This is a genomic window from Vulgatibacter sp., from assembly GCF_041687135.1.
GTDB lineage: Bacteria > Myxococcota > Myxococcia > Myxococcales > Vulgatibacteraceae > JAWLCN01.
Genome location: NZ_JAWLCN010000005.1, coordinates 100,109 through 115,910 on the forward strand (window position 1 = coordinate 100,109; position 15,802 = coordinate 115,910).

11 protein-coding genes are annotated in these 15,802 nt (G+C 70.8%); 5 read left to right on the top strand and 6 right to left on the bottom strand.

Features of this window, described 5'->3' with window-relative positions; genetic code table 11:
• The 4 genes from ACESMR_RS14160 to hemN all read right to left on the bottom strand — a co-directional run bounded on the left by ACESMR_RS14160 (position 1) and on the right by hemN (position 4,600).
• On the bottom strand, positions 1 to 1,059 hold the full coding sequence (locus ACESMR_RS14160; RefSeq protein WP_373047746.1) for a cytochrome-c peroxidase: 1,059 nt from the start codon (positions 1,057 to 1,059) through the stop codon (positions 1 to 3).
• A complete protein-coding gene (locus ACESMR_RS14165) occupies positions 1,023 to 2,228 on the bottom strand; it encodes a parallel beta-helix domain-containing protein (RefSeq protein ID WP_373047747.1) in 1,206 nt (401 codons plus the stop codon). Before ACESMR_RS14165 ends, ACESMR_RS14160 begins: the two co-directional genes overlap by 37 nt.
• A 64-nt stretch (positions 2,229 to 2,292) precedes the next feature.
• Positions 2,293 to 3,177 carry a DNA-3-methyladenine glycosylase family protein gene (locus ACESMR_RS14170; RefSeq protein WP_373047748.1) on the bottom strand — a complete coding sequence of 295 codons (885 nt, stop codon included), beginning with the start codon at positions 3,175 to 3,177 and terminating at the stop codon, positions 2,293 to 2,295.
• Positions 3,178 to 3,226: 49 nt separating this feature from the next.
• On the bottom strand, positions 3,227 to 4,600 hold the full coding sequence (gene hemN / locus ACESMR_RS14175) for an oxygen-independent coproporphyrinogen III oxidase (RefSeq protein WP_373047749.1): 1,374 nt from the start codon (positions 4,598 to 4,600) through the stop codon (positions 3,227 to 3,229).
• 163 nt (positions 4,601 to 4,763) lie between these two features.
• Here hemN and ACESMR_RS14180 point away from each other — a divergent pair, with 163 nt between their 5' ends.
• Positions 4,764 to 5,786 carry a cation diffusion facilitator family transporter gene (locus ACESMR_RS14180; RefSeq protein ID WP_373047750.1) on the top strand — a complete coding sequence of 341 codons (1,023 nt, stop codon included), beginning with the start codon at positions 4,764 to 4,766 and terminating at the stop codon, positions 5,784 to 5,786.
• Here the strand turns inward: ACESMR_RS14180 and ACESMR_RS14185 are convergent.
• Positions 5,783 to 6,568, bottom strand: a complete 786-nt coding sequence (locus ACESMR_RS14185) for a YwiC-like family protein (protein ID WP_373047751.1) — start codon at positions 6,566 to 6,568, stop codon at positions 5,783 to 5,785. The two genes, ACESMR_RS14180 and ACESMR_RS14185, sit on opposite strands and share 4 nt — an antisense overlap.
• Before the next feature lie 64 nt (positions 6,569 to 6,632).
• Here ACESMR_RS14185 and ACESMR_RS14190 point away from each other — a divergent pair, with 64 nt between their 5' ends.
• A complete protein-coding gene (locus ACESMR_RS14190; protein ID WP_373047752.1) occupies positions 6,633 to 7,214 on the top strand; it encodes a hemerythrin domain-containing protein in 582 nt (193 codons plus the stop codon).
• A gap of 112 nt (positions 7,215 to 7,326) precedes the next feature.
• Here ACESMR_RS14190 and ACESMR_RS14195 read toward each other — a convergent pair whose 3' ends face one another.
• The gene (locus tag ACESMR_RS14195) at positions 7,327 to 11,097 is read right to left on the bottom strand and encodes a DUF4215 domain-containing protein (protein WP_373047753.1); all 3,771 of its coding nucleotides are present in this window, start codon (positions 11,095 to 11,097) and stop codon (positions 7,327 to 7,329) included.
• 303 nt (positions 11,098 to 11,400) lie between these two features.
• Here ACESMR_RS14195 and ACESMR_RS14200 point away from each other — a divergent pair, with 303 nt between their 5' ends.
• The 3 genes from ACESMR_RS14200 (at position 11,401) to ACESMR_RS14210 (ending at position 15,800) form a co-directional block, all read left to right on the top strand.
• A complete protein-coding gene (locus ACESMR_RS14200; RefSeq protein WP_373047754.1) occupies positions 11,401 to 13,152 on the top strand; it encodes a discoidin domain-containing protein in 1,752 nt (583 codons plus the stop codon).
• A 249-nt stretch (positions 13,153 to 13,401) separates the two neighbouring features.
• A complete protein-coding gene (locus tag ACESMR_RS14205; protein WP_373047755.1) occupies positions 13,402 to 14,427 on the top strand; it encodes a carbohydrate-binding protein in 1,026 nt (341 codons plus the stop codon).
• A gap of 398 nt (positions 14,428 to 14,825) precedes the next feature.
• Positions 14,826 to 15,800 carry a carbohydrate-binding protein gene (locus ACESMR_RS14210; protein WP_373047756.1) on the top strand — a complete coding sequence of 325 codons (975 nt, stop codon included), beginning with the start codon at positions 14,826 to 14,828 and terminating at the stop codon, positions 15,798 to 15,800.
• Positions 15,801 to 15,802 lie beyond the last annotated feature (2 nt).

Here is a 15,802-nt window from a genome sequence, read left to right on the forward strand (position 1 = left end):
TCACCTCGGGATCTGGTAGCCGTCGAGGGGCACCCGCAGCCCGCTCGGCACCTCGAGCGGCCGCTTCGGCTCGCGGCTCTTGTCCATCAGCCCCTTGCGCAGGAAGGTGGCGATCGCCGCCACCTCCTCCTCTCCGAGCGCGGCGCCGCGGGCCTCCGCGGCGATCGCCTCCTCGAGGGTGCGCGCCGAGCCGTCGTGGAAGTAGGGGGCGGTCTCGCGGACGTTGCGCAGGGTGGGCACGCGGAAGCGGCCTCGATCGGCCGGGTCGCCGGTGATCGCGAAGCGCCCTTCGTCCGCGGAGGCGATCGCCGTGGGCTCGTAGCGATCGCTCTCGAAGAGCGGCGGCACGTGGCATTCGGCGCAGCCCTTCTCCGCGAAGAGAAACATGCCCCGCACCGCCTCGGCGGAGAGGGCGCCCTCGTCGCCGGCGACGTAGCGATCGTAGGGCGCGTCGTCGGAGACGAGGGTGCGCTCGAAGGCGGCGATCGCCTCGAGCAGCCGCTGCACCACGATCGGTTCCTCGTCCTCGGGCCAGGCTGCGGCGAAGAGCGCGCGGTACGCAGGGATCTCCCGGAGGTCGGCGGCGATCGCCTCCGGGTCCCGCCCCATCTCGATCGGATCGGCGAGCGGAAAGAGCACCTGCTCCTCGAGGGAGGCGGCCCTGCCGTCGGCGAAGAGCGTGGCGCGGAAGGCGGCGTTCCAGATCGTCTGCGCGTTGCGCGGGGTGGCGTTGGGCCCGGTGCGGCCGGTGCCGGCGGGGCCCACGCCGCCGATGCCGATCGAGCGGGGCAGGCCGTCGGAGAGACCCCAGATCTGCCCGTGGCAGGTGACGCACGCCACCTGCCTGTCGCTGGAGAGGATCGGGTCGTGGAAGAGGAGCCTGCCGAGCTCCACCTTCTCCGGCGTGGTGGGATTCTCGGGCGGCGCCTCCACCGCGGGAAAGGGCGCCGCCGCCCAGGGCAGCCGCGGCGCCTCCGCGTCGGGCGCGCAGCCGGCGAGGAGCAGCGCGGTGAGCAGCGCTCTCAGAGCGAGACCGGCGGCAGCGGATCGAGCGTGCACGAGAAGCTCGAGAGGCTGGTCTGCTTGTTCTCGCCGATGCGGAGGTTGAAAAAGGTGGTCGCGCCGTTGTCGGCGACGCAGAGCGCGTTGGTCTCGTCGTCCGGATCGTCCCAGCCGTCGAAGATCACGTCGGCGCCGGTGGTCCGGAAGGCGGTGAGCGGCGCGTGGGCGGCGCTGCCGTTGTTCTCGAAGGTGTTGTCGTGGATCCAGGTGGCCGACGAGTATTTGTCGAAGTCGGGATCCTCCGCTCCGCCGGCGCCCAGCTGCTCCACGGTCTGGTAGCTCACCACGAAGACGCCGGCGCTGTCGTTGCCCGTGACCTCGTTGTTCTTCAGCTCGGTCTGGTCGGCGGCGAGGATCATCAGGCCGGTGCCGGGCGGCACCATCGCCACGATGTTGCCTGCGGGGGCGAAGTTCTCGCGGTTGTTGTCCGCCACCACGTTGTCGCGGACCAGCACCCGCTCGCCCATGCCCGCCGGCAGGTTGGGCAGGTTGAAGACGAGGATGCCGCCGGTGTTGTCGAAGGCCTCGTTCTCGTAGACCTCGGCGCCGGTGCTGTTCTCGATCTCGATGCCGGCGACGTTGCCGTGGGCGACGTTGCGGCGCACCACGATGCTCCGGGACTGGCCGACGTAGATGCCCGCGTCCGAGGCGCCGGTCACCTCGCAATCCTCGACCAGCACGTTGGTGCAGCCCACCGGGTAGATGGCGTAGGCGCCGTTCTCGGTGACCGAGCCCGCGTCCCAGGAGACGCGGAGCTTGCGGAAGGTGACCCCGTCCACGTTGGAGACGCGGATGCCGTCGCCCGGCGTGTTCTTGATCACGAGGTTCTCGACGGCGAAGTCGTCGCCGGTGACGTTGATCCCGTTGGCGCCGGCCTCCTGCCCGGCGAAGTCGAGGATCGCGCCGTCGCCGACGCCGCGCAGGGTGATCCCCGGCACGGTGAGCGAGAGCTCGTCGGTGAAGGTGTAGGTCCCGTCGGAGAAGCAGAGGGTGCTGCCCGAGGCCGCCTGGATGAAGGCCTCCTGCACCGCGGTCTGGTCGTCGGCGGAGGGCGCGAGCGTGGTGGTGCAGGTCTCGGCAGGCTGCCGATCCTCGGCGGTGTCGTCGCCGCAGGCTGCAGCCAGGAGGCCGAGGGCCGCAACGGAGAGGCGGATGGCGCGGGACATGGGTACCCCCCGGTGCTGCAGGTATCGGGGGATTGGAGCAGAGTCGGAGCCGTTGACGCAAGAATCAGCCCCGAAGCCCCCCGTGCTCCCAGAGGCGCAGGGTCGCGTAGGAGCGCCACGGGCGCCAGCGCTCCGCCCGGGACAGGGCCTCCTTCGGCTTCATCCCGCCGAGCGCCTTGCGAATGCCGAGATCGGCAGCGGGGAAGGCATTGGCCCAGGAGAGCGCACGCATCGCCACGTAGTGCGTCGTCCACTCGCCGAAGCCGGGGAGCGCGCGGAGCTGCTCCAGGGTCGAATCGATCGGGACGCCAGGCTCGAGGCGCAGGCCGCCGTCGACGGCGCTGGCGAGCTCCACGATGGCGTGGGCCCGCGCCCCGGGCATGCCGAGGCGCGCCACCTCCCCGGCCCCTGCGGCGGCGACGATCGCCGGCGTGGGGAAGATCCGCCGCAGCCCGGCGAAAGGCGTCCCGGTCTCCGTGCCGAAGCGCTCCGCGAGGCGGCCGGCGAGCACGGTGGCCCCCTTCACCGTCACCTGCTGGCCGAGGATCGCGCGCACCGCCGCCTCGAAGCCGTCGACGGCGCCGGGCACCCGCAGGCCGGGGAGGCGCTCCACCGATGGCCGCAGCGCTTCGTCCGTGGCGAGGTGCGCGTCGATCCCCAGGGGATCGGCGTCGAGATCGAAGAGTCGGCGCAGCCGGGCGGCGAGGGGAACGAGGCGATCGGCGAGGGAGGGATCGACCGTCGCTACCAGCGCCGCGCCCTGCCCGTCCGGCCGCACCTCGACCCAGCCGCTGCGTCCGTCGAGCGAGACGATGCGGCGCCAGCTGCCTGCCTCCACCTCCTCCACGCCGGGGATCGCCCGCCGCGCCAGAAAGGCGAGCAGTGCCTCCCAGGGGAAGGGCTGCAGGTGGTCGAGGCGGAGCTGCAACGGTGCGGGCGATGCGATCACGGAGGGAGGATAACGCCGCCGGGCGCAACCCACCCTCCGGATCCTGGCATCAAATCGTGCGGGAGAAGATCGGCAGCTTCTTGCCCGGCGCCGGCGGCTTGCCCAGGTACGCGTCGAACTCCATCGCCACGTTGCGGACGAAGGTGCGGCCCGCGGGCGTCACGTCGAGGGTGGTGGCGGTGCGCTCCACCAGGCCGTCCTTCTCCATCTCGTCGAGCTTCGCCATCGAGGGGGCGAGAAGCGCCGCCGCATCGACGCCGTGCTTGGCGCCAAGGGCGGAGAGGTCGAGGTGGAAGTTGCACATGATCGAGTTGATCGCGTCGCGGCGGAGCAGGTCGTCGGGGGAGAGCCAGGCGCCGCGCTCGGTGGCGAAGCGGCCGTTGCGGATCGCGTCGTAGTACTGGCCCAGCGGCCGCACGTTCTGGGCGTAGGCGCCCTGCACGTCGGCGATGGCGGTGGCGCCCACGGCGACGATGTCGGCGGCGGGCTTGACCGTATAGCCCTGGAAGTTGCGGGAGAGGCGGCGCTCCCGCTGGGCGACGGCGAGCTCGTCGTCCACCCTGGCGAAGTGGTCCATGCCGATGGAGACGTAGCCCGAGGCGTGGAGCCGGTCCCGGGCGTGGGCGAAGAGCGCGTACTTCTCCTCGCCCTGCGGCAGCCACGAGACGTCGATCTTCTTCTGGTGGGGGCGCTGCTGCGGCACGTGGGCGTAGGAGAAGATCGCCACGCGGTCGGGGCCGATCCGGATCACCTCGTCGATGGTCTTCGCGAAGGTCTCGAGCCGCTGGTGGGGCAGGCCGTAGATCAGGTCGAAGTTGATCCCGCGGTAGCCGAGCTTGCGGGCGTAGTCCACCAGCGCCTCGGTCTCGCCCACGGACTGGAGCCGGTTCACCGCCCGCTGCACCTCGGGGGTGAAGTCCTGCACGCCCATCGAGATCCGATTGAAGCCCATGCCGCGCAGCAGCGCGAGCTGCTCACGGGAGGTGACCACCGGGTCGACCTCGATGGCGATCTCGGCGTCGCGCTGCACCGAGAAGCGCTCGGTGATCTTGTCCCAGAGCCGGACGAGCAGCGCCTCGTCCAGCGCGGTGGGGGTGCCGCCGCCGTAGTGGATCTGGAGGAGCTGGTTGCGGCCGCCGAGCCTGTCGGCCACCAGATCGATCTCCTGCCGGACCACCTCGACGTACTCGGCGTGCTTCTGCCCGTTCATCGAGATGACCACGTTGCAGCCGCAGTAGGTGCACATCTCCTTGCAGAAGGGCAGGTGCGCGTAGAGGGAGAGAGGCAGGTGGTCGCCTGCGGCGCCGGCCTCGTCGAGCTTGCTGGCGAGGTTCTCGCCGCGGAAGGCTTCGGTCCAGGCGGGGACCGTGGGGTAGCTCGTATAGCGGGGACCGGGGCGATCGTATTTGGCGATGAGGCTCATGCCCGGTCCCAACAGCAAGAGCCGTTCCATAATGTGACAGGGGCGCGAAAAAGCTGCCGGCGGCGCAAAAGCCGGCGACCCGCCCGCAGGCTTTGCGTCGAAAGTGGAGCCCGCGCATGCATTGCGCCCTCCCCCTCCGCCCTGCAGGGGCTACGATGCCCGGGTGGACACCACGCAGCCCCAGCCCCGTGCAGACGCCAGCCGCAGGCAGCGCGTCGCCCTCGTCTCCCTCGCAGGCGGCAGCCTGATCTTCCTGGCCAAGCTCGCCGGCTGGTACCTCACCGGCTCGAGCGCCGTGCTCTCCGACGCCCTCGAGTCGACGGTGAACGTGGTGGCGGCGACCTTCGCCGTCTTCGCCCTGCGCTTCGCCGCGCAGCCGGCGGATCGGGATCACCCCTACGGCCACGGCAAGATCGAGTTCGTCTCGGCAGCCTTCGAGGGCGGGCTGATCTCCTTCGCCGCGGTGATGATCCTCTACACCGCGGGGCAACAGCTGATCGTGGGGCCGGAGCTCCGGCGCCTCGATCTCGGCCTGCTCATCGCCGCCGGCGCAGGCGCGGCCAACCTCCTCCTCGGCGCGTACGTGCTCCGCGAGGGCAGACAGCTGGGCTCCGCCACCCTGGTTGCGGACGGCAAACACATCCTCTCCGACGTCTGGACCACCGCCGGCGTGATCCTGGGCCTCTTGCTGGTCCGGCTCACCGGGCTGGTCTGGCTCGATCCGATCGCCGCGCTGGCGGTGGGCGGCCTCCTCGCCTGGACCGGCGTGCGGCTCGTGCGCGAGTCGGTGGGAGCCCTGCTCGACCAGGAGGATCCCGAGCTCCTCCAGCGGCTGGTGCAGGCCTTCAACGAGAGCCCGGTGCAGGGGCTGGGCGGCGTGCACCGCCTCCGGGCGATCCGCTCCGGGGACGTGGTCCACGTCGACGCCCACCTCTTCGTGCCGGAGCATTGGTCGGTGCGCCAGGCCCACGAGGCGGTCACCGAGCTCGAGCGGCAGGTGAAGGAGCGGAGCGGGCTCGTGGGCGAGCTCGCCCTCCACCTCGACCCCTGCCACGACCGGGTCTGCTCCGGCTGTGATCTGCCCGCCTGCGGGATCCGCCGGGAGGGCTTCCGGGAGCGGCTCGAGGTGACGCTGGAGGATGCAGTGGGGCCCGCGTCGCGGCTGCCCCACCACCGGCTCTATTAGGCGAGCGCCGCGAGGAGCACGGCGAAGAGCAGGGTCCAGCCCGTCTCCTCGAGGCCGACCCGCTTCGCCGGCTGCGGCCCCTCGTGGCGGAGCAGCACCCTGCCGATCTTCACCAGCGCCGGGAGGAAGGCGAAGGCGATGCGCGGGGACGCAAGGCCTGCGCCGACCACCGCCCCTGCCGCAAGCATTGCGCCCGCCTGCGCGAGCACGCTGGCGGCAGCGAAGCGGGCGCGCTTCTCAGCGGGCCGCACCCGGAGGCGGACGAAGGGGACGGTGGCGGCGAGGTGGGCGCCGACGAGGAGCCACAAGGCGATCGCCCTGCCCGGCGCCGCGCCCTGGACCAGGGCGACCAGCGCCGCGGCGCCTCCGATGCCGAAGAAGCCGACCGCCTCCCAGACGAGGGCCCGGTGGGCCCTGCCCGCCCGGGCGGCGCCATGGGCGAAGAGCGCCGCCATCGCTGCCACGAGGGCGACGGGCGCGCCGCCATGGGGGATTCGATCGCCCAGCGCGGCGAGGAGGATGCCTCCCGCGCCCACGAAGGCGGTGAGCCAGAAGGTGGCGCGCTCGGGGCGCAGGCCGATGGCGAAATGCTCCGCCGAGGCCTTCGCCGCGAAGAAGGCGAGCGCCGCGGCGCCGGCGACGATCGAGTGCAGATCCGGCGTGCCGCCGGCGAGGAGGCCCACCAGGCACGCGGTCCCCAGGCCGATCCAGGCGCCGTGTTCCCGGGGAAGGGGCGGGGCGGTGACGAGGGGGCGGTGGGTGGTGAGCTCGGCCTGGGACATCTTTTCCTCCGGTTCGTCCGCGGGCCGGGTTGCGTGAAGCGTGCCAGAGGTCTACGCGATCCCCATGCGTACCGATCCCTTCGTCGATCCCCTCCAGTTCCTCACCGCCTGCCACGGCAGGATCCGGATGCGGCTCTTCACCTTCCTCCGCGCGGCGGCCCGCCTGCGGGGAGCCGGCGCCATCGAGCGGCACGAGCTCGAGGCGGCGCTCCTCTTCTTCCGATCGAGCGGCGAGGGGCACACCATCGACGAGGAGCAGTCGCTCTTCCCCAGGCTCCGGGCCCGGCTCCTCGAGGCGGGCGAGCAGGAGGCGGTGGGGATCCTCGACGGGATGGTGCGCGAGCACCGCGCGCACGACGCTGCCTTCGAGGCGATGGTCCGGGCGATGGCGGCGATCGACCCCACCCTGGGCAGCGGCGACGGGCTCCCCGATCCGGAGGCGGCGGGGGTCCCGTGCGGCACGCCCGAGGCGCTGGCGCTGGCGGACGCGCTCGAGGCGCTGGTGGCGGCCTACGAGGAGCACATCCCGGTGGAGGACGACGTGCTCTACCCGCTGGCGGCGCGGGTGATGCCGGCGGAGGAGCTGGCGCAGGTGGCGGCGGAGATGCGCGGCAGGCGCAGGCTGGGGCGCAAGCTGCTCGGCTGATCGGCCTGCTGGCTGCGCCGAATACGAGAACGGGCGCCCTTCCCGTGCGGAGGGGCGCCCGTTCTGCATCCGGGGCCCGCCGGATCGCGGCGGGCCCGGGCCTGGTGCGTGGTTACGGACTCGGAACCAGCGTCACCTCGAGGGCGTAGTCGCCGGTGCCGGTCACGGTGGAGGCCGTACCGTACTGATCGAGCACGAGGTAGACCGTCTGGTTCGCGGTCAGGTCGTACTGGATCGTGTCGGTGCTGCCGCTGCCGCTGCAGATCAGCTCCATGCCCGTGCCGGAGAGCGGGCAGCTGTCCCAGATGTAGAGCGTGGCGTTGAACGAGGTGCCGATGCTCTCCCGGAACTGGTAGCGACCAGCCTGCGGGGCGGTGAAGGCGTAGACCACCTCCGGCCGCGCCGAAGCCTCGCAGGAGCCCGCGTAGTCCGCGGACATGCCCATCGTCGAACCGGTGTGGGTCCAGAGCAGCGCGTTCGCGGTATCGGTGTCGATGGCGTTCAGGTCGAACGGATAGGAGCAGTCGTCGCCCTGCGCCACGCAGGTCGAGCTGCAGCCGTCACCGTCGATCAGGTTGCCGTCGTCGCACGACTCGCCGGCCTGGACGACGCCGTTGCCGCAGGCGACCTCCGCGATGGTCAGGGTGAAGGGACCCTCGACCGGTGCAGGCCTTGCGATCTCGTTGGCAGCGGCGGTGGCGTCGACGGTGATCGTCACCGTCTCGCCTGCGGCGAGCGTGCGGGTGTGGCTCTCCCGCTTGCCGGCCGACTGGGCGCTGACGCAGGTCTGGCTGGTGGTGCTCCCGCACGCCCCTGCCTCGACGAGCATCAGACCGTTGTGGTCCGGCGTGTCGAGGTAGAAGGTGTATTCACCTGCGGTGGGCGCGGTGAACTGCGCCACCGCGTCGCGGAGGCGGCCCGTCGCGGTGTTGGTCGAGGTGGTGCAGGCGGTGGCGGTGACGTCGTTGTCGAACCACCGCTGGTCGGCGCTCCAGGTCCAGACGCCCGTCCGAACCTCGGCGGCGCTCATCGGGAAGGCGTCGGCGCAGCTGTCGCCTTCCATCGCGCAGCTGTCGCAGCCGTCGCCAGCGACCAGGTTGCCGTCGTCACACGTCTCCCCGGCGACGTAGTCCACCACGGTGTCACCGCAGATGGCCGCGGTGCAGACCGGGAGCGTTGCGCCCTGGCAGGACGAGCCGGCGACGCAGCGGTTGGTCGCGTACGTAGGGTCGCAAGCCTCGCCCAGGCCGAGGACCGGGATGCCGGTGCCGCGGACGAGGAAGTCCGTGTGGTAGAGGTACGAGCTGGTCGCGAACTGATCGGCGATCAGGTAGACGGTCTCGTTCGCGTCGAGGTCGTAGTCGAGCCACACCGTACGCGGGTTGGTGTCCTGGATACACGCCTGCTCGGTGGCCACGTCCACGCAATCGGTGCGGACCGAGAGCGCCATCGTGGCAGAGGCACGAGCGGCGACCACCTCGAAGCGCCAGCGGGCGGCGACCGGCGAGGTGAAGGCGATCACCGCGTCGTTGCCCTTGGTCTCGCGGCAGGTGGCCTCGTACTCCCCGGTGAACTGCTCGGTGGTGAGGTTGTTCCACTCGAAGGTGAGCTGGCCCGCAGCGGGCTGGACGACCCAGGGCGCGTTGCAGGTGTTGCCCTCGAACTCGCAAGCGAAGCAGCCGTCGCCGGCGATGGCGTTGCCGTCGTCGCACTCTTCGTAACCCGCGTCGACGATCTGGTCGCCGCAGACCACCGCGCGGCAGAGCTGGCCGTCCGGCGTGTCGCAGACGTAGCCGGTCTCGACCTGCTGGCAATCGGCGGAGCAGCCGTCGCCGGCGATCGCGTTGCCGTCGTCGCAGACCTCGGTGCCCTCCTTCACGCTGTCGCCGCAAACGCTCACGGTGCAGGGCTGGCCGGGGGTGCGGCAGACGTAGCCGGTCTCGAGCTGGCAGCTGTCGGAGCAGCCGTCGCCGGCGATGGCGTCGCCGTCGTCGCAGGTCTCACCCTCGCCGAGGAAGCTGTCGCCGCAGACGTTGTCCACCGAGACGGTGAGGGTGTAGGGGCCGTACCCGTCGCGATCGCTGAACTGGGTGGCGATCAGGGTGAGGGTCTCGTTGGGGTTGATAACGATCCCGGCGAGCTTCGTCTCGTAGCTGGTGTTGCCGGCGCCGTTGCTGGCGAAGCAGCCCACCGCCGGATTGCTCGGATCGAAGGGCCCACGGTAGAGGACGAAGTAGCCGTCACCGGTGCTGGACCAGGTGGCCTGCATGGTGATCGCCTTCGCCTCGGCGTGCGGGTTGTGGATCTCGTAGAGGTCGTAGTGGGTGATGTTGCCGAAGTCCTGGCAGGCGTTGCTCCACCAGCGGGCGCGACGGTGGGTCGGGTCGGTGGTGTCGAGCGAGCCCTGGCGGATCTCGGGGGTGAATACGTCACCGATCACGATCGGCTCCACGACGCAGGTGGCGCCGCAGCCGTCACCGCCGACGGTGTTGCCGTCGTCGCAGCTCTCGCCCGGATCGACGATGCCGTTGCCGCACTCGATCTCGCAGGTGAGGCCGCAGCCGTCGCCGCGCTCGAGGTTGCCGTCGTCGCAGGCCTCGCCGGTGTCGAGGACGCCGTCGCCGCAGGTGGCTGCAACGCAGCCGGGGCGGCAGACGTCGGCAGCGCCGCCGGCGTTGGTGCCGTCGTCGCACTCCTCGCCAGGGTCGGTCACGCCGTCGCCGCAGAAGGCGACGTGGCAGTCGGTGCGGCAGGCGCCCGGCGTCTCGTCGCTGTTGGCGGCCCCGTCGTCACACTCCTCGACCCCGATGCGGATGATGCCGTCGCCGCAGGTGGCGGCGACGCAGCCGGCGAGGCAGCCGTCGTTCTGGTTCTCGTTGCCGTCGTCGCAGGCCTCGCCCGAATCCTTCACCGCGTCGCCGCAGGTGGGCAGGGTGCAGGTGGTGCGGCAGGCGTCGGGGGTGCCGTTGCTGTTGGCGGCGCCGTCGTCGCAAGCCTCCCCCTCGTCGATCACGCCGTCGCCGCAGGTGGCCAGCGCGCAGTTGGTGCGGCAGGCGCCCGGCTCGGTGTCGCTGTTGGCGGCGCCGTCGTCGCAGGTCTCGTTGGGATCGATGGTGCCGTCGCCGCAGGAGGCCATCTCGCAGGTGGTGCGGCAGGCGCCGGGCGTGGTGTCGCTGTTGGCGGCGCCGTCGTCGCAGTCCTCGACGCCGACCTGGATGAAGCCGTCGCCGCAGGAGGGCGCCTCGCAGCTGTTCAGGCAGGCGTCGTTCTGGTTGGTGTTGCCGTCGTCGCAATCCTCGACGCCGTCGTTCACCTTGCCGTCGCCGCAGACGTTGAGCTCGCAGCTGTTCAGGCAGGCGTCGTTGTCGGAGGTGTTGCCATCGTCGCAATCCTCGACGCCGGCCTGCACAAAGCCGTCGCCGCAGCGGGCCTCGAGGCAGGTCGAGAGGCAGCCGTCGGTCTCGTCGTCGTTGCCGTCGTCACAGGCCTCGCCCTCCTGCACCACGCCGTCGCCACAGGAGGCGAGCACGCAGGTGGAGAGGCAGGCATCGGTGTCGTCGTCGTTGCCGTCGTCGCAGCCCTCGACACCCTCGTGCACGAAGCCATCGCCACAGACGGCGACCTCGCAGGTGTTCAGGCAGCCGTCGGAGTTGTCGGCGTTGCCGTCGTCGCAGGCTTCCTCACCGTCCTCGACGATCCCGTCGCCACAGCGGGCGGGCTCGCAGGCGTTGGTGCAGCCATCGTTGTCGTTGTTGTTTCCGTCATCGCAGGTCTCGCCGCTTTCGACGGCGCCGTTTCCGCAGACGGGGTCCTCTTCACTTCCACAGGCGGTGGCCGTGAGGGCCACGCAGGCCAAAAGGCCCGTCGCCAGGTACTTCGTCATGGAGTACAGCCTTCACTTCGGTGACGGATACGACACCCGGGTCGACGCCCGGCTCCGGGGAAGGCACCAGCTTCTCCGGCAACCTACCAGCTACCCCCACTTCGACCGCAGCACAAGTTCGGCTTGACGAACGGCCGGTCCTGCTCTCCGGCGCCCGCGGGCCGTCCTCCCTCGCTCGGTCTTCGCAGCGATTCGCGCTCGGCAGGAGAGCCGTGCAGGCAGGCCTCCGGGTGGCCGGCTCTCGCGAGCGCCCTCCCCTCCGTGCTTCAACTCGGCCTTTCCCCCCAACGAGAGAGGCATTGGATGCAGCGGACGAAGATGGCAGCGGTCGTAGCCGCGCTGCTCCTGGGCTGGGCAGCAGGATGCGAGGCACCCGAGGGTGAGACGGGGCAGATGGCCCTGCGCACCGAGTGCGTAGACGAGGCCTGCGTGGTGCGCGGCGCCCTCGAGCAGGCGGTGGAGGCGGGCTCCCTGCTCGTCACCTGGCCTCTCGCGGCGCCGGTGGGGACGGAGGTCTCCGTCCATGTGAGCGCGGATGGCGAGCGCTTCGAGCTCGTCCATGCCGGTGCGATCCGGGGCGAGGCGCCCCGGCCGATCGAGTTCAACCCGCGCGCGGTTCGGGCGGTGGAGCTCCGGATCAACGGGCGCACGCCGGCGCAGTGGGCGGACCGGATCGTGGTGGTGGTCGGACCGAAGCCGGAGATTCCCGGTGGCGGGACCGGTGGATCGGGCGGCAGCGGCGGCTCCGGTGGATCGGGCGGCAGCGGCGGCAACCCGACCGCTCCCCTCGATCCGCTGCGGATCGTCGCCACCAGGGCGAGCGCCCACGACGGCAACGGCCCCGCCAACCTGGTGGACGGCGACCTCGACACCCGCTGGTCCTGCGACGGCGCGGGCTGCTGGGCGGTGGCCGATCTCGGCGGGATCCAGCAGGTCGCGGCGGTCGACGTGGCCTGGTATCTGGGCGACGTCCGCACCTCGAACTACCGGATCGCCGTCTCCGGCGACGGCAACGGCTGGACCACGGTGGCCAGCGGCACCAGCAGCGGCGCCACGCTGCAGGCCGAGCGCTACCCGGTGGATCCGGTGGAGGCCCACTACGTGCGCCTCACCGTCGACGGCAACAGCGTGAACGCCTGGGCCAGCGTCACCGAGCTCGCCGTCAGGGGCACGGAGCTCACCGAGCCGGTCGAGCCCGAGCCGACCCCGGAGCCGGAACCCACGCCCGAGCCGGAACCCGAGCCGGAGCCGGAGCCGGAGCCGACCCCCGAGCCCCAGCCGCAGCCGGGCCTCGACCCCTTCGGCGTCACGATGATCTACCCGACGAAGGCCGGCGGCGAGACCTGGTTCCTCGCGGCGGACCCCACCCGCGACTCGCGCTTCGATCCCCAGCAGAGCATCACCCGCAACGCCGACGGCTCCTGGAAGATGCGCTCGGACAAGGTCCGCATGCACGCGAAGACCTCCACCGGCTACAGCACCTCGGCGATCCGCACCTACGACCGCCCGACGCTGATCCAGCAGGGCTACATGCTGGCGCCCAACGACTGGAAGAACGTGGAGATGACCGGCTTCGTGAAGGTCAACGCCGCCTCCGATCGCTCGGACAACTTCGCCTGGTACGCCCGCGGCGGGCGCCACTCCGACGGCATCGGCTGCGAGGGATCGGCCTACAAGGGCTCGCTCCACTACGACGGCCGCACCCGCTGGCAGAAGGAGTCGTGGCACGTCTCCTACGACCAGTCGTCGTACCGCAGCACCACGAGCTCGATCATCGGGCGCTGGGTGGGCTTCAAGTCGATCATGCGCAACGTCACCGTGAACGGCAGGCCGGCGGTGAAGCTCGAGCTCTGGTTCAGCGACAACGCCAGCAAGACGAGCTGGACCAAGGTCTACGACATGACCGACGACGGCAGCTGGGGCGGCGACTCGGACAACTGCGGCAACGTGAACGCCGCGATCCCGATGACCTGGGGCGGTCCGCTCGCGACCTTCCGCTGGGACAACGCCGAGGACGTCGACTTCAAGTGGCTCTCGGTCCGCGAGATCGATTGATCGATCGGCGGTAGCGCACGGACGACGAAGGCGGCGGTTCCCTTGCGGATCGCCGCCTTCTTCCGTTCCCGGGTGTGGGCCCGCGCCCGCCCTTTCCCGCGCTGTGGGCGGCGCTCGCCTCTGGACGGGCAGGCGTGCCGCCGGGAGTCTGGCTCTCGCAACTGAGTTGCAATACGTGATTCAACTCGCTGCACCACGGACGAGGCGGCCGGCAGGACCGGCGAGCCGTCCCCCTACGAAGGAGTCCCCATGCTTCGCAATCGACTGCTGCCCGCGATCACCCTCGCAGCGCTGACCGGCCTCGCCGCAGGCTGCGGCGGCTCCGCCGGTGGCGATTCCGCCGGCGAGGCGAACGACCCGGGCATCGAGATCCCCGGCGGCGATCCGGTCCGCCCCGGCACCGGCAAGCCCACCCCGCAGCCGACGCCGTCCCCGGAACCCGAGCCCGAGCCCACCCCGGAGCCGGAGCCCGAACCCGAGCCGGAGCCCGAGCCGACCCCCGGCGAGAACGTCGATCGCTTCGGCGTCACGATGATCTACCCGACCAAGGCTGGCGGCGAGAGCTGGACCCTCGCCGACGACCCGACCCGCGATCCCCGCTTCGATCCCCAGGACGACATCACGAAGAACGCCGACGGCTCCTGGAAGATGCGCTCGGACCAGGTCCGCATGCACGCCGAGACCTCCACCGGCTACGACAACGGCGCGATCGACACCTACGACCGCCCGACGCTGATCCAGAAGGGCTACATGCAGGCCCCGAACGACTGGAAGAACGTGGAGATGACCGGCTTCGTGAAGGTCAACTCCGCCTCGGACGATTCGGACAACTTCGCCTGGTACGCCCGCGGCGGCCGCCACTCCGACGGCATCGCCTGCGAGGGCTCCGCCTACAAGGGCTCCCTCCACTACGACGGCCGCACCCGCTGGCAGAAGGAGTCGTGGCACGTCTCCTACGACCAGTCCTCCTACGACGACACCACCCGCTCGATCATCGGCCGCTGGGTGGGCTTCAAGTCGATCATGAAGAACGTCACCGTGAACGGTAGGACCGCGGTGAAGCTCGAGCTCTGGCTCAACGACAACGCCGACAAGACCAGCTGGGTGAAGGTCTACGACATGGTCGACGACGGCAGCTGGGGCGGCGACTCGGACAATTGCGGCAACGTCGACGCCGCGATCCCGATGACCTGGGGCGGTCCGCTCGCGACCTTCCGCTGGGACAGCGCCGGCGACGTCGACTTCAAGTGGCTCTCGGTCCGCGAGATCGAGTGATCCGCGTCCGGCGCGCGTGCGCGATCCGTCGGGATCGCGCACGTGCAGTGGAACACCTACAGTGACGACCAGAAACGGCGGAGCATGGCCTCCGCCGTTTCGTTCCTGGCCGATCGGGCGAGCAGGCCCACCGCCAGCCAGCTCTCCGCCCCATCTCCCGCAGCTCCCGCCAGGACGCGTTTCGCGGTGCGAGGTGTATGGCGCTCCGCCCACGTACTGCGCGTCGCTCGCCTCTACACAGGCCAGCAGGCCGCACGCAGCCCGTCTCTCGCAATGCGATGGGGCGCTGTGGCAAACCCGAACCATCGCAGCGGAGAAGACGGCGACTGTGCCTCCCGCGACGCGATACCGGCGAGACGATGAACGCCGGTCCAATCCGCCACAGGAGTTTCCCCGTTTTGCGTATCCGCCTCGTCCTCGTCGCTTCGCTCGCCGCTGCACTCGCCACCACCGCCTGCTCCGGTTCGTCCGGCGGCTCCTCCGCCTCGGACGCCATCGGCTCCGACAAGGGCGCCACCGCTTCGCCCCAGACGCCGCCTGCAGCAGGCCCCGAGGCAGAGCAGCCGGTGGCGGCGCCCGAGCCGGAGCCGCTCCCCGAGCCGCAGGACGAGGTCGACGCGTTCGGCGTGACGATGCTCTATCCCTCGAAGGTCGGCGGCGAGAGCTGGATCCTCGCCGACGATCCGACGAAGGATCCGCGCTTCGATCCCAAAGAGACGGTCACCGCCAACGAAGACGGCTCCTGGAAGATGCGCTCCGGCAAGGTCCGCATGGGCGTCACCACCTCGACCGGCTACGATCCCGCCGCCGTCGAGACCGACCGCGAGCTCCTGGCGGACCGCGGCTACATGCAGGCGCCCAACGACTGGAAGAACGTCGAGATCACCGGCTACGTGAAGGTGAACGACGCCGGCGGCTCCACCGACAACTTCGCGTGGTACGCCCGCGGCGGGAAGCACAACGACGACAACCCGTGCGAAGGCTCCTCGTACAAGGGCGGCCTCCACTACGACGGCCGCGTCCGCTACGAGAAGGAGTCCTGGCACGTCGCCTACGACCAGGGTCCGTACGAGGAGGCCACCTCCTCGATCGTGGGCCGCTGGGTGGGCTTCAAGTCGGTGATGCGGAACGTCGAGAAGGACGGCGCCACCGCGGTGCAGCTCGAGCTCTGGATGGACGAGGCCGGCGACGGCACCAGCTGGTCCAAGGTCTACGAGCTGGTGGACGACGGCACCTGGGGCGGCGACTCGGCCCATTGCGGCGCCGCCGACGCGGCGATGCCGATGACCTGGGGTGGCCCCATCGCCACCTTCCGCTGGGACAGCGCGCAGGACGTCGACTTCAAGTGGCTCTCGGTCCGCGAGATCGAGTAACG

Bases quoted from the DNA above. Each gene is read 5' to 3' on its own strand.
- ACESMR_RS14205 (WP_373047755.1), top strand. From the start codon at position 13,402: ATGCTTCGCAATCGACTGCTGCCCGCGATCACCCTCGCAGCGCTGACC.
- ACESMR_RS14190 (WP_373047752.1), top strand. From the start codon at position 6,633: ATGCGTACCGATCCCTTCGTCGATCCCCTCCAGTTCCTCACCGCCTGC.
- ACESMR_RS14200 (WP_373047754.1), top strand. From the start codon at position 11,401: ATGCAGCGGACGAAGATGGCAGCGGTCGTAGCCGCGCTGCTCCTGGGC.
- ACESMR_RS14195 (WP_373047753.1), bottom strand. From the start codon at position 11,097: ATGACGAAGTACCTGGCGACGGGCCTTTTGGCCTGCGTGGCCCTCACG.
- ACESMR_RS14165 (WP_373047747.1), bottom strand. From the start codon at position 2,228: ATGTCCCGCGCCATCCGCCTCTCCGTTGCGGCCCTCGGCCTCCTGGCT.
- hemN (WP_373047749.1), bottom strand. From the start codon at position 4,600: ATGAGCCTCATCGCCAAATACGATCGCCCCGGTCCCCGCTATACGAGC.
- ACESMR_RS14185 (WP_373047751.1), bottom strand. From the start codon at position 6,568: ATGTCCCAGGCCGAGCTCACCACCCACCGCCCCCTCGTCACCGCCCCG.